The following is a 25,960-nucleotide window of genomic DNA, read 5'->3' as shown; positions in this document are numbered from 1 at the left end:
TCATAGATTAAAAAAAACTTAAACAATTGTTCGTAAAAATTTATTTAATAATTTTGTAACATTAAAAAATTTATTTAAAATGGGAGTTATTTTAAAGCCTATTGATGTGGTGGATGATATCACACAAGAAGAATTCCGTGAAAAATACCTGAAACCGAGAATCCCTGTTGTTATAAAAAATATGGCCCGAAAATGGCCGGCCTACCAAAAATGGACGCTAGATTATATGAAAGAAGTGGTAGGTGATATTACTGTCCCATTATATGATAGCGCCAAGGCGGACCCTTCTGCTCCTATTAATGCTTCTGCTGCAGAAATGAAATTTGGAGATTATATAGATTTAATTGAAAAGGAACCTACTGATCTGAGAATTTTTCTTTTTGATCCCATAAAATATGCTCCGCAGCTCTTAGATGATTATGTTTTCCCAAAAGATTTGATGGGAGGCTTTTTAGATAAATATCCTAATATGTTTTTCGGTGGAAAAGGATCCGTAACTTTCTTACATTTCGATATTGATATGGCTCATATTTTCCATACTCACTTCAATGGAAGAAAGCATATCCTGTTATTTGACTATAAATGGAAAGAAAGGCTATATCAGATCCCATATGCTACCTATTCACTGGAAGATTATGACATCGAAAACCCTGATTTCAAAAATTTCCCTGCATTAGATGGTGTAGAGGGAATTGAGTGTTTCCTTGAGCACGGCGATACGTTATTTATGCCTACCGGCTGGTGGCACTGGATGAAATATCTTGACGGAAGTTTCTCCATATCATTAAGAGCATGGGATAAGTCATGGGCTGTAAAAGCACATTCTTTATGGAATCTTACGGTTCAGAGAAAGTTTGACAGTTTCATGAAAGCCCGCTTCAAAAAGAGGTATATGGACTGGAAAGAAAGATTAGCCATTAAAAGAGCTAACCACGCTCTGGAAAAAGGTTTACCAAAATAAATTAAAAGTGACGTTTCATGTGAAACGTCACTTTTTTTATTGTATCCTATAGACAGGATATTGTCTGAATGTTTTTTCTTCGTAATAAGGAGAATTCTTATATATCCAATCCAATTGGGCTTCACCATCCTCTGCAAACTTTTGGTCCTTAGCTTTTTGAGCTTCTAATTTTTTCCTGAGAGTTTTATTTTTTTTCAATAATTCTGCTGCTGTATCCTCAAAAATATAAGTGGAATAATATTCCTTCTGGGCCAGGATTCCATCAAAGAAATTCCAGTTGAAAAATGAATCCAGCGCTTCAGGCTCTAATGTTTCTATGATATATTTCACCCCTTCCTGCTGAGTGGGAACCAAATAGTCTCCTGCTGCAAAAGTTCTTTTCTGATTAGATTTATCTACAACAGTTTCATAGTGGAGATAATGTCCTTCATAAGGATTTTTTACAGTTTTAAAATCTTTAATTTTATAGGATTCGACAACAATAAGGCTATCTTTCTGTAAAGGTGTCATTAGGATATTATTCCTTTTGAATGCTTCAATTACCCGATATTCCGATTGTGGGATTATATAGTATTTGGGAATGGTAATGTAACCTGTGGGTTCCGCAGTGGTAAATAGCTTTATTTTCTTGGTAAACGGCTTATTTCTGTCATAATATAATCTTGGTTTACCGGAAACTTCACTTGGCTTATATAAACCTTCATACCCTTTGAAATCCATTGTACTAAACTTTGTGGAGTCTATTTTCCATCGGATTCCATAGGTTTTACCTGCCTGGTATTGTTTTAAGTTTTCAATGCGAAGCTCTTTTATCTTTTTATAATCTTTATCAAGATTCTGGAGGTTAACCAGCATGTACTTATAGGTAGCATCCACTCTTTTATCATAAGGTTTCAGCATATGAGTTTCAGGAACCGTTCCAAGAGAGTTAAATAAAGTGGTATAACCCGTGGAATATCTTGGTGAATCTTCAAAGGCTGCAAAACCTATTTCAGGGACATCACCATGAATATTGACATAGGGCGTACTTTCATACCCCAATTTCTTCAAATCTTCAAGGTTTTTAGACTGGTAGCTATCATAAAAGTATTCTCCGAGAACTTTACCTAATCGTTCCTTAAAAGTTGAAATATAAGTAAAGGTATACTGATAATCAGCGCCATTGCTTACATGATTATCAATGAAAACATCCGGCTTTAGCCACTGATATATTTCCTGAAAGCTTCTGGCATTTTTTGAATCTGTTTTAATGAAATCCCGGTTGAGGTCATAATTTCTTGCATTTCCCCGGAATCCATATTGCTCAGGTCCATTTTGATTGGCTCTTGAATAAGATCCTCTGTTGAGCATTCCGCTTACATTATAGGCTGAGATTGCAGCAATCACAAAGTTTTGAGGAGATTTTACTTTTTGAGTAGCCAAATCACGCATCAGCATCATGGTTGCATCTATTCCATCCGGTTCTCCGGGATGAATTCCGTTATTAATGAATAAAACAGCTTTATCTTTCCTCAATTTTTCTATTTCTTTCTCAGGAAAGGGATTATAAACAACTACATAGATGGGTTTTCCATTATCATCTTCTCCTTTTTTAAGGTATTGAATGGTTTTAAAATTTTTAGCCAGACCAAGATAGTAGGTATTCATCTCATCATAAGTAACCGTTTGATTACCATTACCTTTTTCAAAAGGAGTCTGAAATGAATTTTGAGCAAAAAATAAGGATGAACTCAGGGAGAGTAAGAGATATTTAAGTTTCATGGAAGTGCATGTTTTGAACTTTAAAATTACTTAAAGTTTTGTAATGCAGAAGGACGCTGAATATTTTTTCTTTTCATACCGCTGATTTTTAGAAGAGAATATTTATTTTCAACCTCTTATACTGTCGCTGTTTCGCCCTCTTTCGTTAGGATATAAGGATGGTAATGGATCACTTTGCCAAAATTCTTTGGTTTCAATATCCATTATAGATAACGTTCCTCTAAAAGCGGCTCCTGTATCCATATTCCAGATGTTGGCTTTATTTAGAGGAGTTTTAATTCCTAAATACAGGGTTGGTGTATGCCCGATGAATATTTCTCTATATAATAGCAGTCTTTTGGGGTATAATTCTGAATTTTTATCCAGTTTTTTATCCATAGCTACGGCTGTTTCCCACAAGGTCCTGTCCCAGCGGTAATTACTGGAATAGACTTCTTTTTCAGGTCCATGCATAGAGGAATAACCCGCATGAATGAACAAACGGTTTTCCTCATCAACGTAATAGTTTTTCATTCGCTGAAAAAATTCGAGGTGCCTTTTACGATCTCCTGAAGAATAATCTGCATAGCTTTCCACGGTACTTCTTCCTCCATTGGCCAGCCAAACATTAGGGCCCGTTTCCGACAGCAACCAATCTTCACACCAGGCATCATGGTTCCCTTTGATAAAAATACAATCCTGTTTTCCGGAAAGATCGATCAAAAACTCAATTATATCAGAAGATTCACTCCATCCATCGACATAATCTCCAAGGAAAATTAATTGGTCATCTACTGTTACTTCTGCTCTTTCAAATATTTGTTTTAATGCTTTAAATCCTCCATGAATATCCCCTAGTACTAATCTTCTTTTCATTTTGAAATGTATTTTGCATCCACATAATCCGTCAGCCAGACTTCATTATCAGAAAAGAAAAATAAAATTCCATCATCAAACATCTTTCCTGTCCTGACGGTCAGAATCACGGGCTTTCCATGCCGCATTCCCACTTTTGTTGCTGTTTCTTTATCAGAACTGAGGTGAACATGCTGCCTGTTTCTCTTTTCAATTCCTTTCTCTAAGATAGAGGAAATATTTCCTTCTGCTGTTCCATGGTAAAGAAACTCAGGTGGCTGCTGAGGAATCAGTGCGAGATCTATATCAATGGAATGTCCTTGGCTGGCTCTTATTTTTGTTTTGTCCTCATTAAAAGCAAACCTTTTTTTATTATTGGTTGCCACTACTTCTTCCAATTCTTCAAAGGTAAATAGTATTCTTTTCTTTTTAGATTTTTCCAGTAACTCATCCACATCTGCCCAACCGTTTTCATCCAGATGCAGATTGATAGTTTCGGGCTGATGTCTTAATATAAGGCTTAAAAATTTACTTATTCTTTTCGTTTCTATTTCATTCATAATTTTGTGTTTATTTCATTAATTTGGTTTCCAGCTTATCACATAGTTTCTCTATATCTTCTTTTCTTACAAGTTCAGAAATCCATTCTTCGGGAATAGAATCGTATCCATAGTAAATTCCGGCAATCCCTCCGGTAATAGCTCCGGTAGTATCGGTATCCTCTCCCAGATTTACGGCCTTCAGAACAGCTTCAGAATACGATTCTGAATTCATAAAGCACCATAATGATGCTTCCAGACTGTGGAGAACATAGCCGCTGCTTTTAATTTCATCTTCCCGATAACCGGAAATATCATAAATTAAAATTCTTTGAAAAAGCTGAACTTCATTTGAATTGAAGCCATGGGTTTCTGCATATTTCAGTACGGTTTTTTGCATATAAGCATAAGCCTCTTTCTTAGTTTTTCCTTTGATTAACTGAATCGCAAAATTCACATAAATAAAACATGCAAACACAGAACGAAAGTGCCCATGAGTAATGGCTGAAACTTCTTTTATTGTCTGGTATAATTTTTCAATATCTTCTTCATCCTTTAGATAAAAAGCCAAGGGAAGGATTCTCATTAGTGATCCGTTTCCATTATCTTCTTCAAAAATATTACCTGAAAATCGGGCACTCTCACCTTTAATTAATCTGGCAATAGAATGTTTTGTAGTTCCACCAATGTCAAAAAGTTTTCCATGTGCTGTCCAATGGCCATATTGATTCCATTTTACAAAACTCTTTCCTATTCTCTCCAAATCATAACCCTTTGTTAGTTCTTCTGCAAGACAAAGCGTTAATGAACTGTCATCACTCCAGGTTCCTCTTGGCTGGTTCCACGACATATATTCCAAATATCCAGTGACAGGATTCTTTTTTAAGTCTTCTCTTTTTTTAAACTCTACAGGAACACCTAATGCATCTCCAACACAAACTCCAAAAATACCTGCCTTCACTGTATTTTCCATTATGCCATATTTACTAATTTATCAAACAAAAGTTTCATCCCTTTTGTTGCGTTTTCTTTAATGACCACCGCTCTGTTTCCGAAGCTCATTTCTGTTTCATTCGGGTTGATTACCACCAACAAACAGTCATCTTTAATTTCATGAAGCAATCCCGCTGCCGGATAGACCTGCAAGGAAGTCCCTATAACCACTAAAATATCGGCTTCTTTCACCATTTCTCTTGCCGTCTGGTATAATGGCACATCTTCTCCAAACCAAACGATAAACGGTCTTAACTGAGCTCCATCCTCCGCCTTGTCTCCTACATTGATATCTTCTTTCTGCTCATAAACCAAATTCTTATTATTACAGGAACATGATTTAAACAGCTCTCCATGAATGTGAAGAATATTGGTAGAACCTGCTCTTTCATGAAGATCATCTATATTCTGGGTAATAATCTGAATATCAAAGTATTTTTCTAATTCTGCCAATAACTGATGAGCCTCATTAGGTTGTACTTCATGAAGCTGACGACGTCTCTGGTTGTAGAATTCCAACACTAAAGCTCTATCATTTCTCCATCCTTGGGGACTTGCTACCTGCATAACATCATGGTTTTCCCAAAGCCCGTCTCCATCTCTGAATGTTTGTATTCCACTTTCGGCACTTATTCCGGCACCGCTTAATATGGTTAATTTTTTCATTGTTTCTTTTTTAATAATTGATCGTAAATCTTTTCATTTTCATGATCAAAGCAGACGAAAATGACTGTCTCAATTTTTTTGAATTCAAAACTCCTTACCTCATTAACAGCAATTTCTGCCGCCAGCTCTTTGGGATATTTGTAAATCCCTGTACTGATATTGGGAAAAGCAATGGTTTTCACATCAAGGCTTTCGGCGAGTTGTAATGAATTCTTATAACAATTAGCCAGGAGTCTTTTTCCTTTTTCTTCATCTCCATTCCAAACCGGTCCTACTGTATGGATCACATATTTTGCCTGAAGATTTCCTCCGGAAGTTACTACTGCTTCTCCGGTATTGCATTTTCCCTGCCTGTTTCTGATCTGTATACATTCTTCCAGAATCTGTTTACCTCCTGCCCGGTGAATGGCTCCGTCCACACCTCCGCCTCCCAGAAGAGAGGAATTGGCTGCATTAACAATGGCATCTGCCTTGATCTTGGTGATATCTCCTTTGATTAATTCAATGAATGTCGTCATACTAATTTTAATTTTTTATTCAGGGTATCATTAAATAAAAGAGGTTTTTCTTCTGGAAGCAATAATTCATTCAACTTATCTTCCCATACGAGCTGATACTGTTCACTTACAAAATCTGAAATATCTTCAATAAGGATAATATCTTCTTTTGCGAAAGAATGGATAAATTCACCTCTTAGTCCAATCTGAATTGCTCTTCTTTCCAGTTTATTTCCAAACGGATCATGATCCGGATCCCACTGAAGTCTTACAGAAGAATTTTTCACCTGATTTTGCCATTCTTCCCTGGAAATATTCAGTTTTTCATTATATGATGAATATACTGAATTTTCCAGATATTTTTTAAAGGCATCCAGCTTTAAATGAATTGCGAGAACACATTCCTGTCCTTCTTTTTTACCCCAGCCATTCCTAAACATCATCCAAAGAAAATTGGGTTTTATCCAGGTCATTCTTTCCAGGCTGAAGTTTCCTCCGAAATATTGATTTTTTACGGCAAATTCCCCGATGTCTTTCCGATAAGACTGATATACCACAATTTTTTCATCATCATATTGAGCCATGATGTGATAGCCGTTTTCAGGCCAGTAGGGTAACTGTTCTTTATATTTTTTTAATCTAAGCTTCATAGTAATTATTTTTATTCAAAATTATACACATATACCTCAACATCATTTTCCAATAAAGTCTTGGTAATAACCGGTTCTATCATTTCCCATTTTCCTCCTGCCAATCCACATCCTATCCGAGGCATATGAACACTTGCTCCTAAGTTTTTAGCTTCTTGTGTAAGCTTTGTTAAACATTTTTCAATAGCTTCATAGCGAACCGGAACTCCATTACTACCCGTTTTCATTCCTTTTTGACCGATCATATTGGCAACATAAATATATTTTTCTACCTGGATCACCTGGATTTCTCCTAATCCAAAATTATTTTTGCTTCTGAAGCGGTGCCAGTCTCTATATTCTTTTTCAGGCTCTTTCCATCTTTTGGAAACTGCCAGTACAAAACCTTTTCCCCATCCTCCAAGATCATTACAGATATGAGCGATAATTTTCACTCCGCTGGCTTGGGGTGCAGTAGCATCTCCTTTTAAATAATGTATCGTTTTCATTGCTTTTTCAATTTTGAAATCAGGTTTTCTATTTCGGGGCTTTCAGATCTTTTAAAATGATCGCCTACATATATTTTTATAACTTTTATATCTCCGATTATTGCCTCATTGAAAATTTCCAATTTTTCTGAAGGAACCCAAAGTTCATTATGATTTCTGGCTCCTACATTCTGAGCAGGATATTGGTTATATATTTCTTCTGACACTTCAAATTGGGTTACAAATCCCAGATAATTTCCAAAGCCATCCCTTGTATTCCATTTTTCTGCAATTTCTGAAGCGTATTCTTCATTTAAAACCGGATAGAATATCGGCTGCCATTCTAATCTTGGAGGGAATCTTTTATATCCGCTTTCTATGATCAGTATCATTTCTTTTTCTCCTACCGGCCTGTAAAGTGTTTTTGTTTTCATCATTAGATTTTTAATTAATTACTAAAACTGCTTCTTCTTCTGAAAGCCTGATCTCTGCTGTTGACCCACTGTTGAACTGTAAAAAGTCCTGTTCAATTCCATCACTAAAGATAAAGCCATTATTTGGCATTAATGATTCAATGGTGATCTTATTTCCCCTTTCAATCATTCCTCCGCAAATTTCAGTTTGGGTTCTTTTACTTTTGAAAGGTTCTCTCACTGCAAAATACAAATCATCTTCACTGAATTCGGGATAATCAGATTTTTCTAGACCAAGCACTCCAAAAGCCATATTAAAAATAGAACTTAGCCATCCTGTACTTCCTGTTTTGGTAGAAACAATTATTCCACTTGAGGAATGGATCTCTTCTTTTCCATCAAGAATGATTTTATATCTCGCTGAGCTGTGGGAAGAAATTCCAACAAAAAGATCATTCACTGCCAATAATCTTTGTCCGTCATTTAAAACAGCTTCTGCAAATTTCATTTTCTTTACTTTAAAATTTTCATTGATTACAGCATTTACCCCTTTCACGAAATTTTTAGTATTGAAAGGAAGCAGTATACCATCATATCTTTCTTTGTCCGGATTAACAGCTATTATAGGAATGTTTTTAGAATATTTTGCGACATTGGCTACCAATCCGTCCTGCCCTACTACTACAATCAGATTATTTTCTGAAAAAATATAAGAGGAAATAAATTCTCTTTCCACTATTTTATTTTTAATAATCTTTGAAAGTCTGGTCTGAACTTCGACAAAAGACTGATAAAATTTTTCATGTTCTTCTGTATATTCCTGAAAATTCCCTCCTGACTTTTCAATATAAAACTGAGCTTGGGCTTTTGTATTGAATCTTTCAACCAATGATTCCAATCTTGTTTTATTCTTGATGATAATAGCATATTCTATAGACATATCCTTTTATTTTTCAGTGAGTAATGTTTCCAATAAATCCGGACTGATATTCAGTTTTCCTATCTTCCCTGCATTTTCTGCCAACTCCCGGAAAGCAAGGGCAATATTTGATCTTGCATCCTGACTTCCATGTAAGGCATTTAGAATTCTCCAATCCGTTTCTCTATAAGGTTTCAAAGAGGTTTCCAAAACATATCCCTTCGTTTCCGCTTCTTTTCTGTCATTCTCTGTTTTTTGTTCTATCAGCTGCTTTCTCTGATTCTCTACTGCTATATCAGCAGATATCTTCATTTCCCTGAGCACTCTGTTATTTTCTTCGTTCTGAACTTCTGTTTCCATTCTTTTTTCAGCAATCTGCTTTTGTTTTTCCTCAACAGCAATTTCCGTATTAAGCTCAGATTCTTTAATTTTTCTTTCCTGCTCCACAGCAAAGTTTCTCCTTTCATAGATAGCTTCGTCTGCCTGTTGCTGTAGTTTTTCCCTTGTTTCGGTTTCTAGAGCCCTTGCCATTTCCGGGGTAGTCTGCACCGCTAGGATATTTACTCCAAGGATTTCAATTCCCATGGTCTGAACCGCTTCTGAAGTGATTAATCCTTCTAAAATATTTTCTTCTATTTTCTTAGCCGAACGGATTGCTTCCTTCAGACTGATTTCATGAATGAAAGAGGAAGTAGAAGTCTGCGCAAGATTGATAATCCTCTGATTAAGTTTCTCAATTTCATTTTTCTTATATACACCCGATTCATTGACGGTAAAGTCTAATGTATCAGAAATAGCCTTAGGATCTGTAATTTTATAGCTTATCTGACCCTGTATCTTAACTGTTTGATAATCATATGTATTTTCATTGAATATAAACGGCAGATCATTACTTCCCATCGGAATGGCAACAATTGAACTATTAGGTGCAAAATAAAAGAATGATAATCCTCTTCCTTCTTTTACAATATTTCCATTTTTGAAATGAAAAATATAGGTCATTGAATCAAATTTGATGTGTTTAAATCCAAACATAACTTTAAATTTTAGAGTGAAACAATTTATTGTTTTTTTAGCGTGTTTTTTACGCAAATTAAAGGTAAATTTTTTTTGACTTCTTTTCTATCCATTTGAATGATTTAATTCATCCCTTACCTCCATCAAAGCAAATCCTAAAAGGTTTTTACCATTCCACTGAAGCGGATTTTCAGCCCTGGAATCACTTTCCAGCATTCCGATTCCCCAGATTCTGTCATAAGGACTTGCTTCTACCAGTATTTTATTTCCCGTGGACAAAAGAAATGATTTCAGCTTTTCATTTTGACTGAACTTTAAAAGATTCCCCTTTTTTACCAGTTCATATTTATGCTCATCCCAAATAACCGGATCAAAGCTTTTCACTTTCCTGCCCAAACTTTTTGCCTGTTTTGGGCCATTAGATAGTAAAACCTTATCCAGTATTTCCTGATCGTTAAATAAACGTGCTTTTTCTGCCATCATAAAATGTTCAGCTGTTTTATAAACAATTCCTTTTTCTTCAAAACGGCACGGGTACCACTGACTGAAGCAGGCTTTAGTGATCTGTTCTTTTACCGTATGACCCCAGAAAAAAAGAAATTTGATCTTTTCTTTCTTTTGAAATCTTTCCATTATATTTTGTAAAGTATATTTCATACTGTGTTATTTTTACGCAAATTTATAAGAACACAATATAGAAACCAAATTTATTTGCGTATATATTACACTAAACAATCTAATCAACTGATTTTCAGCTGTAAAAATTTAAGCTAATTTTATTTCAAAGTAGAACCCCTGTTCTTCCAGTTCTTTATATTTCTTCTGATTGAAAGTAAATAATTTACCCGGACGGCCACTGCCTTCTTTTTTAAAATGCTCAGTCTCATTCAAAAGTCCATAGCTCATTATTTTCTTACGGAAATTTCTGCGGTCTATTTCCTGGCCGATAATCGTTGTATAAAGATGCTCCAGGTCTGAAAAAGGGAATTCTTGATTCAATAAATTGAATCCGATCGGTTGGTACTGTATCTTGGTTCTGAGCCTATTTAAAGCCATATCTATAATTTGCTGATGGTCAAATGCCAGTTCAGGTAATTCTTTAATACTGAACCACTGCGCATCTTCTGCATCAGAGTCGGCTAAAAGATTGTGGTAAGAAGGGTTTACGAGCCCCAGAAATGCTACGGAAACCACTCTGTTCCTCGGATCCCTACCCACATTACCAAAAGTATAGAGTTGTTCTAAAAAATCGGGCTTTATACCAGCTTCTTCATACAATTCTCTTTTTACTGCAGTGTCCAGATTCTCATCATCCAAAACCAATCCTCCGGGCAGCGCCCAGCCACCTTTGAAAGGTTCAATTTTTCTTTTAATCAAAAGCAATTGTAGATCTTTCTTATCAAAGTATCCGAAAATGACAGCATCTACTGCAACTTTAATATCCTGCATAAATATTTGCGTTAATACCACACAAAATTACATTATTTTAATGAACTTTAGAGTAAGAAAAAGCCGGGAAAAATTTCCCGGCTTTATATATATTAATCGTTTAGCTTTAATACTGCCATAAATGCTGATTGCGGTACTTCCACCCTACCAATCTGCTTCATTTTTTTCTTTCCCTCTTTCTGCTTTTCCAAAAGTTTACGCTTTCTGGAAATGTCTCCTCCGTAACATTTTGCGGTCACATCCTTTCTTAAAGCCTTAATTGTTTCTCTTGCAATAACCTTTGTTCCTAATGCCGCCTGAACTGCAATATCAAACTGCTGTCTCGGAATCAGTTCACGAAGTTTTTCACACATTTTCTTTCCGATATGATAAGCATTACTGTCATGGATCAGTGATGAAAGAGCATCTACCATATCTCCGTTAATCAGGATATCCATTTTTACCAGTTTCGAAGCTCTGAATCCGATTGGATGATAATCAAATGACGCATATCCTTTGGAAATAGATTTCAATCTGTCATAGAAGTCAAAAACTACCTCTGCCAAAGGCATATTGAAGATTAATTCAACTCTTTCAGCCGTTAAATAACTTTGGTTAACAATCTCTCCACGCTTTTCAATACATAAAGTCATTACTGATCCTACAAAATCGGATTTTGTAATAATAGAAGCTTTGATAAACGGTTCTTCCACTCTATCCATAATGGACGGGTCCATCATTTCGGAAGGGTTATTGATCAGAATCGGAACTTCCGGTTCTTTTTTAGAATATCCGAAATAAGATACGTTGGGAACTGTTGTAATAACATTCATATTGAATTCCCTGTCCAAACGTTCCTGAACGATCTCCATGTGCAGCATTCCTAAGAATCCGCAACGGAAACCAAATCCCAATGCTGCCGAACTTTCCGGTTCAAAAACCAAAGAGGCATCATTTAATCTCAGTTTTTCTAATGAGAATCTTAATTCTTCAAAATCTTCTGAATCTATCGGATAAATCCCGGCAAATACCATAGGCTTTACTTCTTCAAAACCTTCTATAGGTCCTGCTGCTGGTCTCTCGAAAGAGGTTATGGTATCTCCTACTTTTACTTCCCTTGCATCTTTAATACCTGAAACCAAATATCCTACATCCCCACATTCAATGGTTTTCTTAGGTACCTGTTTCAGCTTTAAAGTTCCTACTTCATCTGCCCCGTATTCTTTTCCGGTTGCAAAGAATTTAATTTTCTCATTCTTGGAAATACTTCCGTTTACTACTTTAAAATAAGCCTCAATTCCTCTGAAAGGATTATAAACAGAATCAAAAATAAGTGCCTGAAGAGGCGCCTTCGGGTCTCCAACCGGCGCAGGAATTCTTTCTACGATCTGCTCCAATAAATTATGAACTCCTTCTCCTGTCTTTCCGGATACTCTTAGTACATCTTCATAATCACATCCGATTAAGTTCATGATCTCGTCAGTTACTTCTTCAGGATTCGCAGAAGGTAAATCAATTTTATTAAGAATCGGGATAATTGTAAGATCATTTTCCAATGCCAGGTAAAGGTTACTGATCGTCTGTGCCTGAATACTCTGTGCTGCATCTACAATAAGAAGAGCCCCTTCACAGGCCGCAATGGAACGGGAAACCTCATAAGAAAAGTCTACGTGTCCCGGTGTATCGATAAGATTTAAGATATATTTTTCTCCTTTATACTCATAATCCATCTGGATAGCATGGGACTTAATGGTAATCCCACGTTCTTTTTCCAAATCCATATCATCCAGCGTCTGAGACTGTAATTCTCTTTGAGTTACTGTATTCGTATACTCCAAAAGACGGTCTGCCAAGGTACTTTTACCATGGTCGATATGAGCGATTATGCAAAAATTTCGTATATTTTTCATTTAAGAATCTTGTAATTTGCAAAGATAAAAAAAAGAGAGACAAATGTTTCACTTTATTAAATGCTAAAGGTTAATTTTAATTCTTTCTTTAATTTAAAAATTAAACGACTCTTACAAATATATTGCAAGAGTCGTCCAACATTAAAAAAATAAACTATTATGGGTTTTGTTGAGCCCTGGGAGCATTTTTCATATCGTGAGGTTTCCTCTCATTCATTTTATCTCTCATCATTCCCTCTGATTGAAACAGCTTCAAGACCTTTTGGCAAGGAATTACCTGCTGCATTTTCTCTGCATATTTCCTTCTGTTATCAAGCAGCTTCTGCCCTACTTCAAAACTTTGTTCCAGCTTTTGTCTGGCTTCCTGATCAGACAACGTTTCCGTATTGAAATGAGGATTAAACTCACTTTTAATTTTCCTTTGCTGCTCTATATATTCATCATATAAAGCTGTAAATTTATCTTTATCCTTAGCTTCAATATCCAGATTATCTATAATCATATTATTTCTGAATTTTCTCAGAAGTTCTTTCCGTTCTTCAGGAGAAAGATTATTGATTACCTCTTTTCTCTGTTTAGGATCCATCTTTTTCCAATCATAATCTGTACTTTGAGCATTTAAGCCAAAGCCATAAATAATTAAAATTGTAAATAATATCTTTTTCATCTTCTTTTAATTGTATAAATCCAGATAAACATCCTGAGCCGAATTATTGGCTAATTCTGAAATTTCAGAACTTGAGAATGCATCCAGATACTCATTCATTTGAGCTTCTGTAGGTCTGGAAACCACCCTTGTTACAGGCGTATTTTTCACCGTTTTATTTTCTTTTTTACTTTGACTATAAACAGCAACTTTATTTCCCTGATCTTCAATTGTTTGATTATCTTTTTCAATAGAAGTTAAATCTGATTTCAAAGTTTCATAAGCTTTTTCACTTTCGCTCATCTGAGATTCTGTATTAGAGGTATAAGCATGGGAATCCACTGCAATATTTGTTTTTGGGGAATCCGTGTTTATTCCGTTATCAGAATCAAACAAAAAAGTTGCTCCAAAAATCAGAGCCAGTGATGCAGCCACTGCAAAAGCCCAGTTCAGTTTAAATATAGGGGCTTTCTTTTCTGCTTTTACTTCAGCAAATACGCGATCCTGAATGGTATCAAATAAATGATCAGGAACTTTGTAAATGTTTTTGCGTTCTAATTTTTCTATATCAAAATCTTTCATCTTTATAATTCAAAAGATTATTTTTCGTAATTGTCTTTTATATATTCTTCAATTTTTTGTTTGGCATAATGATAATTTGTTTTCAATGTTCCTACAGACATATCCACAATTTTAGATATTTCTTCGTAGGGTAAATCATCATAATACCTCATCGTAAATACCAGCTTCTGCTTCTCAGGCAGGCTCTGTATGGCATTCTGCAATAATAACTGTATTTCCTCTGCATCACTTTCCGAATTATCTGCTACCAGATTCTGCAAATAATATTCTGCATCTTCATCCGTTTTCTGCATTTTCTTTAGTTTATTGATCTGTTGTAATGCTTCATTGGTTGCAATTCTATATAACCATGTATACAGCTGGCTATCATTCTTAAACTGATGAAAATTCTGATAGGCTTTAATGAATGTTTCCTGCAAAGTATCCTGAGCAAGTTCTCCATCTACAATAATTCTTCTAATATGCCAATACAATCTACTCTGATAAGCATCCATCAAAGACCGAAGCCCTTTGTCCTGGGTTCGGGGATTTTGCATCATCGCGATAATTTCTGCGTCCTTGCTCTTCATAAGATGCTTTCAGTTGTTTGGATTACAAAAATATCTAAAAGTTAAATTACTTATTCAATTTTCAGTCCAAATATCATAAAATATTATCTTTGTTATATGCAAATTGTAATTATTGGATCCGGAAATGTAGCTTATCACATGGCAAAAGCCTTTGTTAAGAATAAGATTCCGTTAATTCAGATTTTTGGAAGAAATGAAAATGCTTTGAAAGAGATCGCTGATGAGCTTCATATTGAGTATTCAACAGAAATTCTTCAGGACGCAGATTTATATATCATCTGTGTAAGTGACCGGTCTGTGGAGGAAGTTTCAAAACTTATCCAGAAAAAAGACAGTCTGGTGGTCCATACTTCGGGCTCACTTTCCAAAGAGGTTTTGGCAGGAGCTTACAGAAAAGCAAGTTTTTATCCTCTTCAAACATTTTCAAAATCTAAAGAACTGGAATATGATAAAATTCCATTTTTCATAGAAGCAGAGAATGAATATGATAAAAATTCTCTTTTTGATTTAGCTTCTAAAGTTTCAAAAAAAGTGATGGAAAGTACTCATGAAAAGAGAAAATATATACACCTTACCGCTGTTTTTGCCTGCAATTTTGTAAATCATCTGTTTACAAGAGCTAAAGAAATTTCAGATTCTCAGGAGATTCCTTTCGATTATTTCCTGCCATTGATTGATGAAACGGTTCAGAAAATCCATGAAGTAGATCCTAAGCTTGCACAAACCGGACCGGCAGTAAGAAATGATACCAGAATCCTTGATCTGCATGAACAGCTGTTGAAAGACGAAAGTCTTGAAATTTATAAAACAATGAATCGCTCTATAAAAAAAATGTATGAGTTATAAAGATAAATTAAAAGATATTAAAGCATTTGTATTTGATGTGGACGGAGTATTTACGGATGGAAGTGTTTATCTGTTGCCGGGAGGGAATATGTGCCGTGTAATGAATGTACTGGATGGATATGCTGTAGTAAAAGCTTTAAAAAATAATTATATCATAGGGGTTATTACCGGAGGAAATGATGAAATGGTAAAGCATAGGATCAATTATCTCGGTATTGAAGATTATTATGCAAAATCTCATAATAAAATGGAAGATTTTGAACATTTTAAAAATAAATATCATCTTAAAAATGAAGAAATTCTTACCATGGGAGACGATATTCCTGACCTTCATATCATGGAAAGTTCTGCAATTTCAGCATGTCCTGAAAATGCTGTTCCTGAAATCAAAGGTATTGCTTCTTATATTTCCCAGAAAAAAGGAGGTAGTGGAGCAGTCCGTGATGTTATTGAGCAGGTAATGAAAGTTCAGGGAAACTGGCATGAAGATAATACACAATCTGTATAATTATTAATATGAAATTATTATTAGCATCTCAATCACCCAGAAGAAAAGAACTGCTTTCACAGCTGGGATTTGATTTTGAAGTGGTAAAAATAGATTGTGAGGAAATTCTTCCTGAAGATATTAAAATAGGAGAGGCTGCTGCTTATTTGTCACAATTAAAAGCTGAAACATTCAGGACCCTTATAGAAGATGAAGTTTTATTAACAGCCGACACTGTTGTTGCTATTGATGAGAAAGTTCTCGGAAAACCAAAAGATGAACACGATGCCAAAAATATGCTGAAACTATTATCCGCAAAAACTCATCAGGTATATACGGGAATTACCATAAAAACGCAAGACCGGATTTTCACAGAAACTGATGTTGCCGATGTAGAATTGGAAGAAATATCAGACGGAGAGATTGATTATTATATCCGTGAATATCAGCCTTTTGACAAGGCTGGGAGCTATGGTATCCAGGAATGGCTGGGAATGGCTAAAATAAAAAAGATAACAGGAAGTTTTTACACCATAATGGGGCTTCCCACTCATTTGGTTTACAGAATTTTGAAAGAATTATAAATATTTTCAATATAAAATTTTAGTATTTTTACAAAATCATCAAACTGTTTCATAATAAAAAGCAGATTAGCGAGTTATATTGAATAATGAAAAAGAATATTTTATTCCTTTTAGCAGCTTGCATCATTGTTTCCTGTTCTACAAAACCAAAAAGGCCGGAACAACGATCCAAATTCCTGAAAGGGTTCCATACTTATTATAATACTTTGTTTAATGCAAAAGATGCGTTAAACAGTGAGTTTACGAGTAGAGATAAGAGTCATAAAGATAATTTTTATGCACCTTATATTTCTATTCTGACTTATGAGGATCAGCCTTTGGGAAGTGATCTGGGGCAATCTGCTGCATTTGCTGAAAATACGATGAAAATGGCAGAGGTTAACCAGCCTTCTTCCAATCAGCAAAATTCCAATAGCGGCAGACCCAATATGCCCCCTGGCATGCCAGGAAGCAATAATAATACCCAACTTTCTGCAACAGGTGGAGTGGGAGAAGAAAATACAACGAAAGGTGCTACTGCATTAGAAATTGCAGAGGCCAAGGCATTAAAAGCAATCAATAAATATTCAGTAACCCGAAACGGGGAAGAGCAAAATAAAACTATTTTTGATGCTTATATTATTCTTGCCCAGTCCAGAATCTATCAGAATAAATCTCTGGAGGCACTTGATGCACTCAATTATGTTTTTTCTCATATGAAGGATGATAAAAGGCTTCCATTGGCAAGAGTTTATCAGGGATTAGCCTATGCACAGATGAAAAACTACCACAAATCTACAGAGGTATTTACAAAGCTTAAGGGTGAAGGAATAGATAAGAGTTACGATAAATTATTAAGTATTTATCATTCTGAAGCTCTTTTGGATGAAGGGAAAAAAGAGGAGGCTGCTAAGGAATTGGACCGTGCTTTTGAACTTAATAACAATAAAAAATTAAAGAGTAGGATTGCCTTTTTAAGAGGTCAGGTTTTACAAAGTTTAGGCAAAAGTGAATTGGCAAGAGAGAGTTTTTTAGCGGCTTATAAATATGCCAATGATTTTGAATTTGAAGTAAAATCCCAGATAGAAATTGCTAAGACTTTTAATGGAAAAGGGGATTATGCAGGAGCTAAAGATTATCTGGAAAAAGTAAGTAATAAAGGAACTTATACATCAAGAAAGAACGAGTTTTATTATGCTTTAGGGTTAATGGCTAATAAGGCTGGAAAAAAAGATGAAGCTCAGGAATTTTTCAGAAAATCTCTAAAAGAAAAGGTTTCCGATCCTCAGATCCGTGGTCTTGCTTATTATGAAATAGGAAACAGCTATTTATCTAAGAATGACTATATAGGAGCAGGAAGTTTTTATGATTCCGCACTAGCTGTAATGACTTATGAGCCTTCAAAAATCCTCTTAAAGGAACAGTCTGAGAATATTAAAAAGATTTCTAAAAACTATTATCTGGTTAAAAGAAATGACAGTATTCTGGCTTTAGCAAAAATGGATGATGCCCAAAGAACGGATTACTTTACAAAATATATTGCCAAATTAAAGGTAAAGGAAGAGAAAGAAGAATTAGAGAGGAGACGTGCAGAAAGAAATAAAGGATTTGATACCGGGGATTATAATGCTAATTCCATCTTCGCCAACAGTTCTAATTCTTTTGAAGATTTTGGAACTGCTACCAAAGGTTTTTATTTCAGTAATACCAATACGGTAAGCAAAGGTACTTCTTCGTTTAAACAGATTTGGGGAGACAGAGCCCTTTCTGATAACTGGCGTTCTTCAAAAAGAATGTCTTCTCTGGAAGATCTTAAAAATGAAGCATTAGGGGTAACTTCCGCACCCAATCCGAGGCGTTTCGAACCTGCATTCTATATTGAACAGATTCCTACGGATGCCGGAAAACTTTCAGAGCTTAAAAAATCAAGAGATACGGCTTCTTTAGGCTTAGGAATCATGTATCAGAATTATTTTACGAATACTCCTTTAGCGACCAAAACTTTATATGATCTTGTGGATGTGAAACCTGAAGAAAAGGTAATGCTACAAGCTTTATATGAAATTTTTGCCATGAATTATGAGAAGAATCCTCAAGCTGCGGAAAGGGCTAAACAGCTATTATTAACAGATTATCCTTATACAGCATATGCAGAATTTGCAAGAAATCCTAAAAATAATTCTTTCGTAAAATCTTCAGCTGAGGTAGAGAATGAATATAAAAGAGCTTATGCCCTATATGAAACCGAGAAATTCGGTGAAAGTCGAGATATTATTGACCAGGCCATTCAGAAATATCCTAAGGATGCACTAGTCCCGAAACTCTATTTATTAAATGCTTTTAATGCCGGAAAATCGAGTGGGAAAGAGGTTATGATTTTACAACTGGAACAAATCGCACTCAACTACTCCAAGACCCCTGAAGGGGAGAAGGCAAAGGAAATGCTTAATTATCTGAAAAGTGATCTGCTGTTCCAGGGAACGGATGAAAAAGGAAATGTACTCCCTCAAAATCCGGGAAAACCATCTTCTCCGCCTTCACAGAATTCGGGTGATTTCCAAAATAACAATACTACTGCAGCTGATTTCGGCGGAGGTAATAAGATAAATACAAGTCCGGAACCAACCAATAATACTCCTAAGAAGCCTGCAGCTGCTCCTACACAGGAACTTAAAAATAATTCAGGTGTCCCACCAAAACCTCAATAAAAATAAAAAGCGAAGAAATTATTCTTCGCTTTTCTTTTTCTTTACTCCATGAAAATCTTTAAGATAAAAAGGTTCAAAATAAGCAATATCTTCAAATTCCTTCTTTTCTATTTTCTCCAACGTCTTTCGGATAAGATGTTGAGCAGAAGGGTAGATGTTATCTTCATATACAGCATCAGGAAGCTGTAAAATATCTTTTGCCTTCCTGGCACCATCACCGATAAAAATTACTTTTTTTTCTTTTAATTCTTCAAAGGAGTTTTCATCCAGGATTTTAGCTTCTGTACCGGATATCTCTTTGCCTGTATTACCGTCATAAACGGCTGTATAAACCTCCATTCTCCTTGCATCTACCATCGGCACTATATAGTTGTAGTTTTGTCCTAAAAAAGGCTCTATCATGCTTTCTATAGAATTTACAGCGATCAAAGGTATTTTGAGTCCGTAACAGAATCCTTTTGCCGAAGCGGCTCCGATTCGTAATCCGGTATAGGATCCGGGTCCTTTACCCAGAGAAACAGCTTCTATATCTTTCATAGAAAGCTCAGCACCTTCCAGAGCCCATTCAACAAAAGTATGCAGGCTTTCCGATTGTTTATAATTTTCCGAAACTTCTTCACAAAGACACAGTAACTTTTCATTATCCGAAATGGCTACGGAGCAATTTTTAGAAGATGTTTCAAGGTATAAAATTTTCATTTTTATTAAAGTCTATCCGTTTGGTTCGCAATATAAAAGGAAAACTCAATCCTGTTTCATGGCAGATTGAATTTAAACTTTTTTACAAATTTACTCCTTTATCTGCTACAATTTTCTGTAAATCGTTCTAGGCTCTGCCTGAGCGCTTGGATAGATCGTCATATCAGAGATACAAACATGTTTCGGAGCATTCACGCAATAGGCAATAGAATCTGCAATATCTTCGGCTTTTAAGGGTTCATAACCTGCATAAACGGTAGCAGCCTTTTCGCTATCCCCTTTGAAACGAACTTTAGAGAAATCCGTTTCTACAGCTCCCGGCTGAATATTGGTGACTTTAATACCAAACTCAGTCAATTCAATTCTCATTCCTTCAGAAATGACATCCACAGCTCTTTTGGTTGCACAATAAACAACTCCGTTAGCATAAGTCTGTCTTGCCGCTACAGAACTGATATTCACGATATGACCGGAATTTTTCCCTTTCATGGAAGGAATAACTTTATTAGAAACATATAAAAGTCCTTTTACATTTCCATCAATCATAGCATCCCAATCTTGCGTATTTCCTGCGGAAAGCGGTTCCAAACCGTGTGCATTTCCAGCGTTATTAACTAAAACATCTATATTTTTCCATTCTTCAGGAAGGGAATTGAAAGCCTTTTCCACTTCTTCCTGATTTCTGACATCAAATTGTAAACTGAATACTTCCGTAATGGTAGATAATTCTTTTTTTACTTCCTCCAAAACTTCTTTTCTCCGTCCGCAAATGATAATTCTATTTCCCTGTTTTGCAAAAAGTTCTGCTGTGGATTTTCCTATTCCGGAAGTAGCTCCTGTAATTAATATTGTTTTCATTTAATTATTTCTAAATATTATTTCCTATGTTTAATTGGCATCCCAAGCTTCAAAAGCATTTTCAATATGAGTTATTCCAAATGTATCATTTCCATTCGGAAGAACTGATACAATATCAAAACGTACTTCGTTATCTCTCCCGTATTCTTCAAGATAATGATCAGCTGCAGAAACAATTAACCGGATCTTCTTTTTATTGACTGCTTCCTGAGGCAATAAAAATACATCTGTAGACCTGGCTTTAACCTCAATTACAACAATCATATTGTCTTTCTCCGCAATAATATCAATCTCCGCCTTCTGAAACCTGAAGTTTCTTGTAAGGATTTTATATCCCTTATCTTTTAAATACGTAACTGCGAATTCTTCTGCCTCTTTTCCGAAGTCATTATGAGTTGCCATACTATTTGGATGTAAGGATTAAACTTTAAAATTCAATCTTCACTTTTCTGTCCACCTTCATCTTTACTTTTCCTCCGACGATCAAAGGCCTGTTATCATAAATATGACCATTAGGAAATCCGAAAACCACGGGAAATTTATATTTTGAAATTCTGTCTGAAATCAATTTATAGGTAAATTCATCAAAGCTTTTTTCATAGTCAGCATTAGTTTTTTCATCACCCATATTGGTCATTCCACCTATGATAAGTCCCTTTATTTTATTAAAAACCCCGGCCAGCTCTAGGCTCATAATCATTCTGTCCAGCGCATAGAAGTTTTCCCCTATATCTTCAATAAAAAGTATCTTATCTTTAAAATCGAAAGAATATTTTGTTCCCAATAAAGCGTAGATCAGGGCCAGATTTCCTCCTACAAGTTCTCCTTCACAATTGCCTTTCTTATTGAACTGATGTTTAACTATATCATATTTCAGTTTCTTCCCTTTTAAAACATCAAATATCAGATCATAACTTTCCTTGGCTACTCCAAAACTGGAAGTTTTAATAGTCTGCCCGTGAATGGAAGCAAATCCCTTCTTCAGAAGATAGCTTTGAATAACGGTATTATCAGAATAGCCGATATACCATTTCGGATTATCTGTAAATTTCTTAAGGCTAAGATGCTGAATAAGGTGCTGGCATCCATATCCACCTCGGGAAGCCCATACTGCCGAAATTTCAGGATCATTCAAAGCCCAGTTGATATCTTTTATTCTTTCTTTTTCCGTTCCGGCGTAATTATATCCGTTTGAATATTTGCTATAAAGATGCTTACCCAATATAGGCTCAAATCCATTCTTTCTAATCAGTTTCAGTCCATTTTGAAGTTGAGATTCATCCACGGAACCTGCAGGCGAAATAATAGCAATTTTAGCTCCCTCTTTAAGGGCTTTTGGAGAAATAATTTTTGTCATTTGTTTTTGTGATATTTGATTTCTTTCTTTTCGGCTTCTTCTAATTGTTTATCAAACTGATTGAACATTTTGAAGCTTTGAAGAAATATGAAAAAACTGAATACAATAAGAATTCCGCCTACCACTCTTCGGATCTGATTAGCAAGCTTCTGAGTAAGTTTATAGTGGAATTGTTTGGCTAGAAGTATCTTGGCAAGATCGATACTTAAATAAGTAAAGATGACAATGCTTATGTAAAGAACAAAACTATCAGTATCCGGATACTGGTTCCTCACGGATATTACCGTAACCAACCAGAAGAGAATAACACCTACATTCAATAAGTTAAAGAAAAAACCATTGATAAATGTTTTAAAATAATTCTGACTTATAATCTTGTCTTCACCGGGAATATGCATCTTAGTTTTGGTCACCATCATGAAAATTCCGTAAATAAAGATCAGCAGGGAAGTTATCCTGTAAAATCCGGGATGTTTATCTATTAAATCAACTAAATCAGCACTTGCATAATAAGCAGCTATAATACACAGCAAATCTGCAGTAATTACTCCTAAATCCAGTGCCAGAGCATGTCTTGGACCTCTTGAAAAACTTGTTTCTATCAACAGGAAAAAAATGGGTCCGATAAAGACCAGACTAAGCATAAATCCCAATATGATAGCAGAAAGTATAAGTTCAAACATGTGTTATTTCTTAGTGAATGAAAAATCATTCATTTCTACAAAGTTAGATTTTATGAATTAATTATTCAACAATCTTAAAATCTAATTGTTTCTGAATTAAATTAGCTTTCACCACTTTAATCATTACTTCATCTCCAAGCTGGTATTTTTTCCCTGTTCTAGATCCGTAAACAGCATGTGTTTTAGCTTCATAAGTATAGGAATCATCCACCAGATCTCTTAGTTTAATAAGACCTTCTGCACCATTTTCAGGAATTTCTACCCAGAAACCAAATTCAGCAACACCGGAAATTACCCCTCTGAATACTTCTCCAAGATGTTTTTCCATGAATTTAACCTGCATAAATTTGATAGAGTCTCTTTCTGCATCTGCTGCAAGTCTTTCCATAGCGCTACAGTGTTTAGACTTTTCTTCAAGCTCTGTTTTGCTTGGAGATTTTCCTCCATCAAGATAATGCTGCAACAAACGATGGGCAATAAGATCCGGATAACGTCTGATAGGAGAGGTGAAGTGTGTATAATATTCAAATCCCAATCCGTAATGTCCTATAGGATCGGTAGAATATATTGCCTTACTCATACTTCTCATAGCCAGAGTTTCAATCATATTTTCTTCTCCTTTTCCTTTTACATCATGTAATAATTGATTCAAAGATTCAGCTACTTTCTTAGTATTGGCAAGATCCATTTTATATCCGAATGTAGAAACAAAATCTCTTAATGCTTCCAGTTTTGCAGGATCCGGATCATCGTGAATCCTGTATATAAAGGTATTATTGGTTATTTCTCCTTTTTTGGTCAAAGAAACAAATTCAGAGACTTTTTTATTGGCCAATAACATAAATTCTTCGATCAGGTGATTGGAATCTTTACTTATTTTAAAATAAACTCCTATCGGTTGGTTATTCTCATCCAGATTGAATCTTACCTCACTTCTGTCAAATGTGATCGCTCCTTTTCTGATACGCTGTTCACGCATTATTTTGGCTAAACGGTCTAATACCTGAATCTCTTTGACAAGATCTCCTTCCCCGGTTTCAATGCGTTCCTGAGCTTCTTCATAAGTAAATCTTCTGTCTGAATGAATAACGGTTCTTCCAAACCATTGCTTCTGAATCTCAGCCTTGTCATTCAATTCAAAAACTGCTGAAAAGGTATATTTATCTTCATTGGGACGAAGTGAACAAACATCATTACTCAATACTTCGGGTAACATCGGAACCACTCTGTCTACAAGATAAACAGAGGTTGCCCTCTGATAGGCTTCATCATCCAGTATAGTTCCGGGAACTACATAATGGGAAACATCCGCAATATGTACTCCTATTTCCCAGTTTCCATTCTCTAGCTTCTGAATAGATAATGCATCATCAAAATCCTTTGCATCCTTAGGGTCAATGGTAAAAGTACATACATCACGCATATCTCTGCGTCTGGCTACTTCTTCCGGTGTAATGCTTCGGTCTATCTTATCTGCATCTCTTTCCACTTCTTCAGGGAAATTATAAGGCAAACCGTACTCGGCAAGAATAGAGTGGATTTCAGTTTCATGTTCTCCGGGAGCACCTAATACCTGAATAATTTCTCCTTCAGGATTTTTATCTCCGGGTTTCCATTCCGTCATTTTAACAATGACTTTATCACCGTTTTCAGCACCGTTAAATTTCGTTTTAGGAATAAAAATATCAGTATTGATTGTTTTTTTATCACATACTACAAATCCGAAATCTTTATGGTTGATTACCTGAAAAGTTCCCACAAATTCAGTTCTGTTTCTTTCCAAAACTTCCAAAACTGAACCTTCCAGCTTTTTACCTTTATAAGTATAGGTTACTATCAAAACTTTATCGCCCTGTAATGCATCTTTTACATTTTTGGAGTGAATGAAGATATCATCTTCCAATCCTTCCACATTCACATAGGCATTACCAGTTTGGTTAAAATCTATGATACCCATTAATGTTCCTGCAATATTCAGGTTTACTATATATTTTCCTTTTTCTACTTCTTTAATTTTTTCCGAAGCCAGAAGACGGTGTAATGCCTGGATTACAAGCTCTCTCTGTCTTGGATTTTTATAATCAATTCCATCCGCAATTTGTTTATAATTATATATCTTGGAGGAATTTTCATTCATGAAACGCTGGATCAATCTGCCGATCTCCATGAGTTTCGAGTCATTTTTCTGACTTATATATTTTCTTTTTTTCATTTCTAAATTATTTATTTAATCAACAGCATACTTCCTTTACAAAGACAATTATTTTTTTGCCTTGTATAAATTTAATATAAAAAATGGAGAGGAGAAGAGAATAAACCTTTTTATTAAAAGTTAATTTTAAATTTATGAGGTTTAATGAGGTAATAGAGTGTATGGTTTTCTATTATTATACTGCAAAGATAAACATTTTTAAAATAACAAGCCCCGTAAAAATTTACGGGGCTTTATCTTGTTTAGCAAAAAGCTATTTTATCAACTCTGTTCTGGTGTCTTCCTCCTTCAAAATCGGTAGAAAGAAACTTATTCGCAATTTCAATGGCCTGCTCCTTTGAAATAAACCTGGCTGGGATTGAAATCATGTTAGCATCATTATGTAATCTAGCCAGCTCTGCAATTTCAGGCATCCAACATAATGCACATCTTATTTTCTGATGCTTATTGGCTGTGATCTGTACTCCGTTTCCGCTTCCGCAAATAAGAATTCCTAATTCATTTTCTCCATTTTCTACAGATGTTGCAGCAGGATGGACAAAATCAGGATAATCCACACTGTCTGTGGAAAAAGTTCCAAAATCCTGAACCTCAAACTGTTCCGAAAGATATTTTTTTATAATTTCTTTATATTCAAAGCCTGCATGGTCTGCAGCTATAGCAATTTTTCTTTTCATAATAGGGTAGTATTATAC

General features: G+C 35.3%; 29 protein-coding genes. 5 read left to right on the top strand and 24 right to left on the bottom strand.

Features of this window, described 5'->3' with window-relative positions; genetic code table 11:
• Nucleotides 1-79 precede the first annotated feature (79 nt).
• On the top strand, nt 80-961 hold the full coding sequence (locus tag Q0A18_RS00845) for a cupin-like domain-containing protein (RefSeq protein WP_292008275.1): 882 nt from the start codon (nt 80-82) through the stop codon (nt 959-961).
• A 36-nt stretch (nt 962-997) separates the two neighbouring features.
• Here Q0A18_RS00845 and Q0A18_RS00840 read toward each other — a convergent pair whose 3' ends face one another.
• The 17 genes from Q0A18_RS00840 to Q0A18_RS00760 form a co-directional block, all read right to left on the bottom strand.
• Nucleotides 998-2,722, bottom strand: coding sequence for a hypothetical protein (locus tag Q0A18_RS00840; protein WP_292008274.1), 1,725 nt, complete (start codon nt 2,720-2,722; stop codon nt 998-1,000).
• 108 nt (nt 2,723-2,830) lie between these two features.
• Nucleotides 2,831-3,577, bottom strand: coding sequence for a metallophosphoesterase (locus tag Q0A18_RS00835; RefSeq protein ID WP_292008273.1), 747 nt, complete (start codon nt 3,575-3,577; stop codon nt 2,831-2,833).
• Entirely contained in the window at nt 3,574-4,116 is a 543-nt protein-coding gene (locus tag Q0A18_RS00830) for an RNA 2'-phosphotransferase (RefSeq protein WP_292008272.1), read from the bottom strand. Before Q0A18_RS00830 ends, Q0A18_RS00835 begins: the two co-directional genes overlap by 4 nt.
• A gap of 10 nt (nt 4,117-4,126) precedes the next feature.
• Complete coding sequence (locus Q0A18_RS00825; RefSeq protein ID WP_292008271.1) at nt 4,127-5,068, bottom strand: ADP-ribosylglycohydrolase family protein; 942 nt, start codon at nt 5,066-5,068, stop codon at nt 4,127-4,129.
• The gene (locus Q0A18_RS00820) at nt 5,068-5,754 is read right to left on the bottom strand and encodes an NAD-dependent deacylase (RefSeq protein ID WP_292008270.1); all 687 of its coding nucleotides are present in this window, start codon (nt 5,752-5,754) and stop codon (nt 5,068-5,070) included. Before Q0A18_RS00820 ends, Q0A18_RS00825 begins: the two co-directional genes overlap by 1 nt.
• Nucleotides 5,751-6,272, bottom strand: a complete 522-nt coding sequence (locus Q0A18_RS00815) for an O-acetyl-ADP-ribose deacetylase (RefSeq protein ID WP_292008269.1) — start codon at nt 6,270-6,272, stop codon at nt 5,751-5,753. The genes Q0A18_RS00820 and Q0A18_RS00815 overlap by 4 nt, the downstream gene beginning before the upstream one ends.
• Nucleotides 6,269-6,901 carry a DUF4291 domain-containing protein gene (locus tag Q0A18_RS00810; RefSeq protein WP_292008268.1) on the bottom strand — a complete coding sequence of 211 codons (633 nt, stop codon included), beginning with the start codon at nt 6,899-6,901 and terminating at the stop codon, nt 6,269-6,271. Before Q0A18_RS00810 ends, Q0A18_RS00815 begins: the two co-directional genes overlap by 4 nt.
• Nucleotides 6,902-6,912: 11 nt before the next feature.
• Nucleotides 6,913-7,389, bottom strand: coding sequence for a macro domain-containing protein (locus Q0A18_RS00805; protein ID WP_292008267.1), 477 nt, complete (start codon nt 7,387-7,389; stop codon nt 6,913-6,915).
• Nucleotides 7,386-7,802 carry an ADP-ribosylation/crystallin J1 gene (locus Q0A18_RS00800; RefSeq protein ID WP_292008266.1) on the bottom strand — a complete coding sequence of 139 codons (417 nt, stop codon included), beginning with the start codon at nt 7,800-7,802 and terminating at the stop codon, nt 7,386-7,388. Before Q0A18_RS00800 ends, Q0A18_RS00805 begins: the two co-directional genes overlap by 4 nt.
• A 10-nt stretch (nt 7,803-7,812) precedes the next feature.
• Nucleotides 7,813-8,721 carry a sugar kinase gene (locus tag Q0A18_RS00795; protein WP_292008265.1) on the bottom strand — a complete coding sequence of 303 codons (909 nt, stop codon included), beginning with the start codon at nt 8,719-8,721 and terminating at the stop codon, nt 7,813-7,815.
• 6 nt (nt 8,722-8,727) lie between these two features.
• Nucleotides 8,728-9,702: an SPFH domain-containing protein gene (locus Q0A18_RS00790; protein WP_292008264.1), complete on the bottom strand. Its 975-nt coding sequence runs from the start codon at nt 9,700-9,702 to the stop codon at nt 8,728-8,730.
• 120 nt (nt 9,703-9,822) lie between these two features.
• Nucleotides 9,823-10,374, bottom strand: a complete 552-nt coding sequence (locus Q0A18_RS00785; RefSeq protein WP_292008263.1) for an NADAR family protein — start codon at nt 10,372-10,374, stop codon at nt 9,823-9,825.
• Nucleotides 10,375-10,482: 108 nt separating this feature from the next.
• Entirely contained in the window at nt 10,483-11,166 is a 684-nt protein-coding gene (locus Q0A18_RS00780) for an NUDIX domain-containing protein (RefSeq protein WP_292008262.1), read from the bottom strand.
• 92 nt (nt 11,167-11,258) lie between these two features.
• Complete coding sequence (gene lepA, locus Q0A18_RS00775; protein ID WP_292008261.1) at nt 11,259-13,055, bottom strand: translation elongation factor 4; 1,797 nt, start codon at nt 13,053-13,055, stop codon at nt 11,259-11,261.
• A gap of 157 nt (nt 13,056-13,212) precedes the next feature.
• On the bottom strand, nt 13,213-13,722 hold the full coding sequence (locus Q0A18_RS00770; RefSeq protein ID WP_292008260.1) for a hypothetical protein: 510 nt from the start codon (nt 13,720-13,722) through the stop codon (nt 13,213-13,215).
• A gap of 6 nt (nt 13,723-13,728) precedes the next feature.
• Complete coding sequence (locus Q0A18_RS00765) at nt 13,729-14,283, bottom strand: hypothetical protein (protein ID WP_292008259.1); 555 nt, start codon at nt 14,281-14,283, stop codon at nt 13,729-13,731.
• Between the two features lie 17 nt (nt 14,284-14,300).
• The gene (locus tag Q0A18_RS00760) at nt 14,301-14,852 is read right to left on the bottom strand and encodes a sigma-70 family RNA polymerase sigma factor (protein WP_292008258.1); all 552 of its coding nucleotides are present in this window, start codon (nt 14,850-14,852) and stop codon (nt 14,301-14,303) included.
• 96 nt (nt 14,853-14,948) lie between these two features.
• Between Q0A18_RS00760 and Q0A18_RS00755 the strand changes: the two genes are divergently transcribed.
• From Q0A18_RS00755 to Q0A18_RS00740, 4 genes are all read left to right on the top strand, one after another.
• Nucleotides 14,949-15,698 carry a DUF2520 domain-containing protein gene (locus tag Q0A18_RS00755; RefSeq protein WP_292008257.1) on the top strand — a complete coding sequence of 250 codons (750 nt, stop codon included), beginning with the start codon at nt 14,949-14,951 and terminating at the stop codon, nt 15,696-15,698.
• On the top strand, nt 15,688-16,206 hold the full coding sequence (locus Q0A18_RS00750; protein ID WP_292008256.1) for an HAD hydrolase family protein: 519 nt from the start codon (nt 15,688-15,690) through the stop codon (nt 16,204-16,206). Before Q0A18_RS00755 ends, Q0A18_RS00750 begins: the two co-directional genes overlap by 11 nt.
• Before the next feature lie 8 nt (nt 16,207-16,214).
• On the top strand, nt 16,215-16,769 hold the full coding sequence (locus tag Q0A18_RS00745) for a Maf family nucleotide pyrophosphatase (protein WP_292008255.1): 555 nt from the start codon (nt 16,215-16,217) through the stop codon (nt 16,767-16,769).
• 86 nt (nt 16,770-16,855) lie between these two features.
• The gene (locus Q0A18_RS00740; RefSeq protein ID WP_292008254.1) at nt 16,856-19,456 is read left to right on the top strand and encodes a tetratricopeptide repeat protein; all 2,601 of its coding nucleotides are present in this window, start codon (nt 16,856-16,858) and stop codon (nt 19,454-19,456) included.
• An 18-nt stretch (nt 19,457-19,474) separates the two neighbouring features.
• Here Q0A18_RS00740 and tsaB read toward each other — a convergent pair whose 3' ends face one another.
• The 7 genes from tsaB to rpiB form a co-directional block, all read right to left on the bottom strand.
• Nucleotides 19,475-20,155, bottom strand: a complete 681-nt coding sequence (tsaB, locus tag Q0A18_RS00735; RefSeq protein WP_292008253.1) for a tRNA (adenosine(37)-N6)-threonylcarbamoyltransferase complex dimerization subunit type 1 TsaB — start codon at nt 20,153-20,155, stop codon at nt 19,475-19,477.
• Nucleotides 20,156-20,260: 105 nt separating this feature from the next.
• Nucleotides 20,261-21,013 carry an SDR family NAD(P)-dependent oxidoreductase gene (locus tag Q0A18_RS00730; protein ID WP_292008252.1) on the bottom strand — a complete coding sequence of 251 codons (753 nt, stop codon included), beginning with the start codon at nt 21,011-21,013 and terminating at the stop codon, nt 20,261-20,263.
• 30 nt (nt 21,014-21,043) lie between these two features.
• Complete coding sequence (locus Q0A18_RS00725; protein WP_292008251.1) at nt 21,044-21,415, bottom strand: YraN family protein; 372 nt, start codon at nt 21,413-21,415, stop codon at nt 21,044-21,046.
• Between the two features lie 25 nt (nt 21,416-21,440).
• Entirely contained in the window at nt 21,441-22,370 is a 930-nt protein-coding gene (locus Q0A18_RS00720; RefSeq protein WP_292008250.1) for an LD-carboxypeptidase, read from the bottom strand.
• Nucleotides 22,367-23,053, bottom strand: coding sequence for a LysE family transporter (locus Q0A18_RS00715; protein ID WP_292008249.1), 687 nt, complete (start codon nt 23,051-23,053; stop codon nt 22,367-22,369). Before Q0A18_RS00715 ends, Q0A18_RS00720 begins: the two co-directional genes overlap by 4 nt.
• A 61-nt stretch (nt 23,054-23,114) precedes the next feature.
• Complete coding sequence (rnr, locus tag Q0A18_RS00710; protein ID WP_292008248.1) at nt 23,115-25,265, bottom strand: ribonuclease R; 2,151 nt, start codon at nt 25,263-25,265, stop codon at nt 23,115-23,117.
• Between the two features lie 242 nt (nt 25,266-25,507).
• On the bottom strand, nt 25,508-25,942 hold the full coding sequence (gene rpiB, locus Q0A18_RS00705; RefSeq protein WP_292008247.1) for a ribose 5-phosphate isomerase B: 435 nt from the start codon (nt 25,940-25,942) through the stop codon (nt 25,508-25,510).
• Nucleotides 25,943-25,960: the final 18 nt, after the last annotated feature.

It is taken from the genome of Chryseobacterium sp., assembly GCF_022712095.1.
Taxonomy (GTDB): Bacteria; Bacteroidota; Bacteroidia; order Flavobacteriales; family Weeksellaceae; genus Chryseobacterium.
This window is presented reverse-complemented; position numbering and strand designations above follow the sequence as displayed.

Coding starts and splice junctions, on each gene's coding strand:
- Q0A18_RS00845 (WP_292008275.1), top strand. CDS start 80: ATGGGAGTTATTTTAAAGCCTATTGATGTGGTGGATGATATCACACAA.
- Q0A18_RS00840 (WP_292008274.1), bottom strand. CDS start 2,722: ATGAAACTTAAATATCTCTTACTCTCCCTGAGTTCATCCTTATTTTTT.
- Q0A18_RS00835 (WP_292008273.1), bottom strand. CDS start 3,577: ATGAAAAGAAGATTAGTACTAGGGGATATTCATGGAGGATTTAAAGCA.
- Q0A18_RS00830 (WP_292008272.1), bottom strand. CDS start 4,116: ATGAATGAAATAGAAACGAAAAGAATAAGTAAATTTTTAAGCCTTATA.
- Q0A18_RS00825 (WP_292008271.1), bottom strand. CDS start 5,068: ATGGAAAATACAGTGAAGGCAGGTATTTTTGGAGTTTGTGTTGGAGAT.
- Q0A18_RS00820 (WP_292008270.1), bottom strand. CDS start 5,754: ATGAAAAAATTAACCATATTAAGCGGTGCCGGAATAAGTGCCGAAAGT.
- Q0A18_RS00815 (WP_292008269.1), bottom strand. CDS start 6,272: ATGACGACATTCATTGAATTAATCAAAGGAGATATCACCAAGATCAAG.
- Q0A18_RS00810 (WP_292008268.1), bottom strand. CDS start 6,901: ATGAAGCTTAGATTAAAAAAATATAAAGAACAGTTACCCTACTGGCCT.
- Q0A18_RS00805 (WP_292008267.1), bottom strand. CDS start 7,389: ATGAAAACGATACATTATTTAAAAGGAGATGCTACTGCACCCCAAGCC.
- Q0A18_RS00800 (WP_292008266.1), bottom strand. CDS start 7,802: ATGAAAACAAAAACACTTTACAGGCCGGTAGGAGAAAAAGAAATGATA.
- Q0A18_RS00795 (WP_292008265.1), bottom strand. CDS start 8,721: ATGTCTATAGAATATGCTATTATCATCAAGAATAAAACAAGATTGGAA.
- Q0A18_RS00790 (WP_292008264.1), bottom strand. CDS start 9,702: ATGACCTATATTTTTCATTTCAAAAATGGAAATATTGTAAAAGAAGGA.
- Q0A18_RS00785 (WP_292008263.1), bottom strand. CDS start 10,374: ATGAAATATACTTTACAAAATATAATGGAAAGATTTCAAAAGAAAGAA.
- Q0A18_RS00780 (WP_292008262.1), bottom strand. CDS start 11,166: ATGCAGGATATTAAAGTTGCAGTAGATGCTGTCATTTTCGGATACTTT.
- lepA (WP_292008261.1), bottom strand. CDS start 13,055: ATGAAAAATATACGAAATTTTTGCATAATCGCTCATATCGACCATGGT.
- Q0A18_RS00770 (WP_292008260.1), bottom strand. CDS start 13,722: ATGAAAAAGATATTATTTACAATTTTAATTATTTATGGCTTTGGCTTA.
- Q0A18_RS00765 (WP_292008259.1), bottom strand. CDS start 14,283: ATGAAAGATTTTGATATAGAAAAATTAGAACGCAAAAACATTTACAAA.
- Q0A18_RS00760 (WP_292008258.1), bottom strand. CDS start 14,852: ATGAAGAGCAAGGACGCAGAAATTATCGCGATGATGCAAAATCCCCGA.
- Q0A18_RS00755 (WP_292008257.1), top strand. CDS start 14,949: ATGCAAATTGTAATTATTGGATCCGGAAATGTAGCTTATCACATGGCA.
- Q0A18_RS00750 (WP_292008256.1), top strand. CDS start 15,688: ATGAGTTATAAAGATAAATTAAAAGATATTAAAGCATTTGTATTTGAT.
- Q0A18_RS00745 (WP_292008255.1), top strand. CDS start 16,215: ATGAAATTATTATTAGCATCTCAATCACCCAGAAGAAAAGAACTGCTT.
- Q0A18_RS00740 (WP_292008254.1), top strand. CDS start 16,856: ATGAAAAAGAATATTTTATTCCTTTTAGCAGCTTGCATCATTGTTTCC.
- tsaB (WP_292008253.1), bottom strand. CDS start 20,155: ATGAAAATTTTATACCTTGAAACATCTTCTAAAAATTGCTCCGTAGCC.
- Q0A18_RS00730 (WP_292008252.1), bottom strand. CDS start 21,013: ATGAAAACAATATTAATTACAGGAGCTACTTCCGGAATAGGAAAATCC.
- Q0A18_RS00725 (WP_292008251.1), bottom strand. CDS start 21,415: ATGGCAACTCATAATGACTTCGGAAAAGAGGCAGAAGAATTCGCAGTT.
- Q0A18_RS00720 (WP_292008250.1), bottom strand. CDS start 22,370: ATGACAAAAATTATTTCTCCAAAAGCCCTTAAAGAGGGAGCTAAAATT.
- Q0A18_RS00715 (WP_292008249.1), bottom strand. CDS start 23,053: ATGTTTGAACTTATACTTTCTGCTATCATATTGGGATTTATGCTTAGT.
- rnr (WP_292008248.1), bottom strand. CDS start 25,265: ATGAAAAAAAGAAAATATATAAGTCAGAAAAATGACTCGAAACTCATG.
- rpiB (WP_292008247.1), bottom strand. CDS start 25,942: ATGAAAAGAAAAATTGCTATAGCTGCAGACCATGCAGGCTTTGAATAT.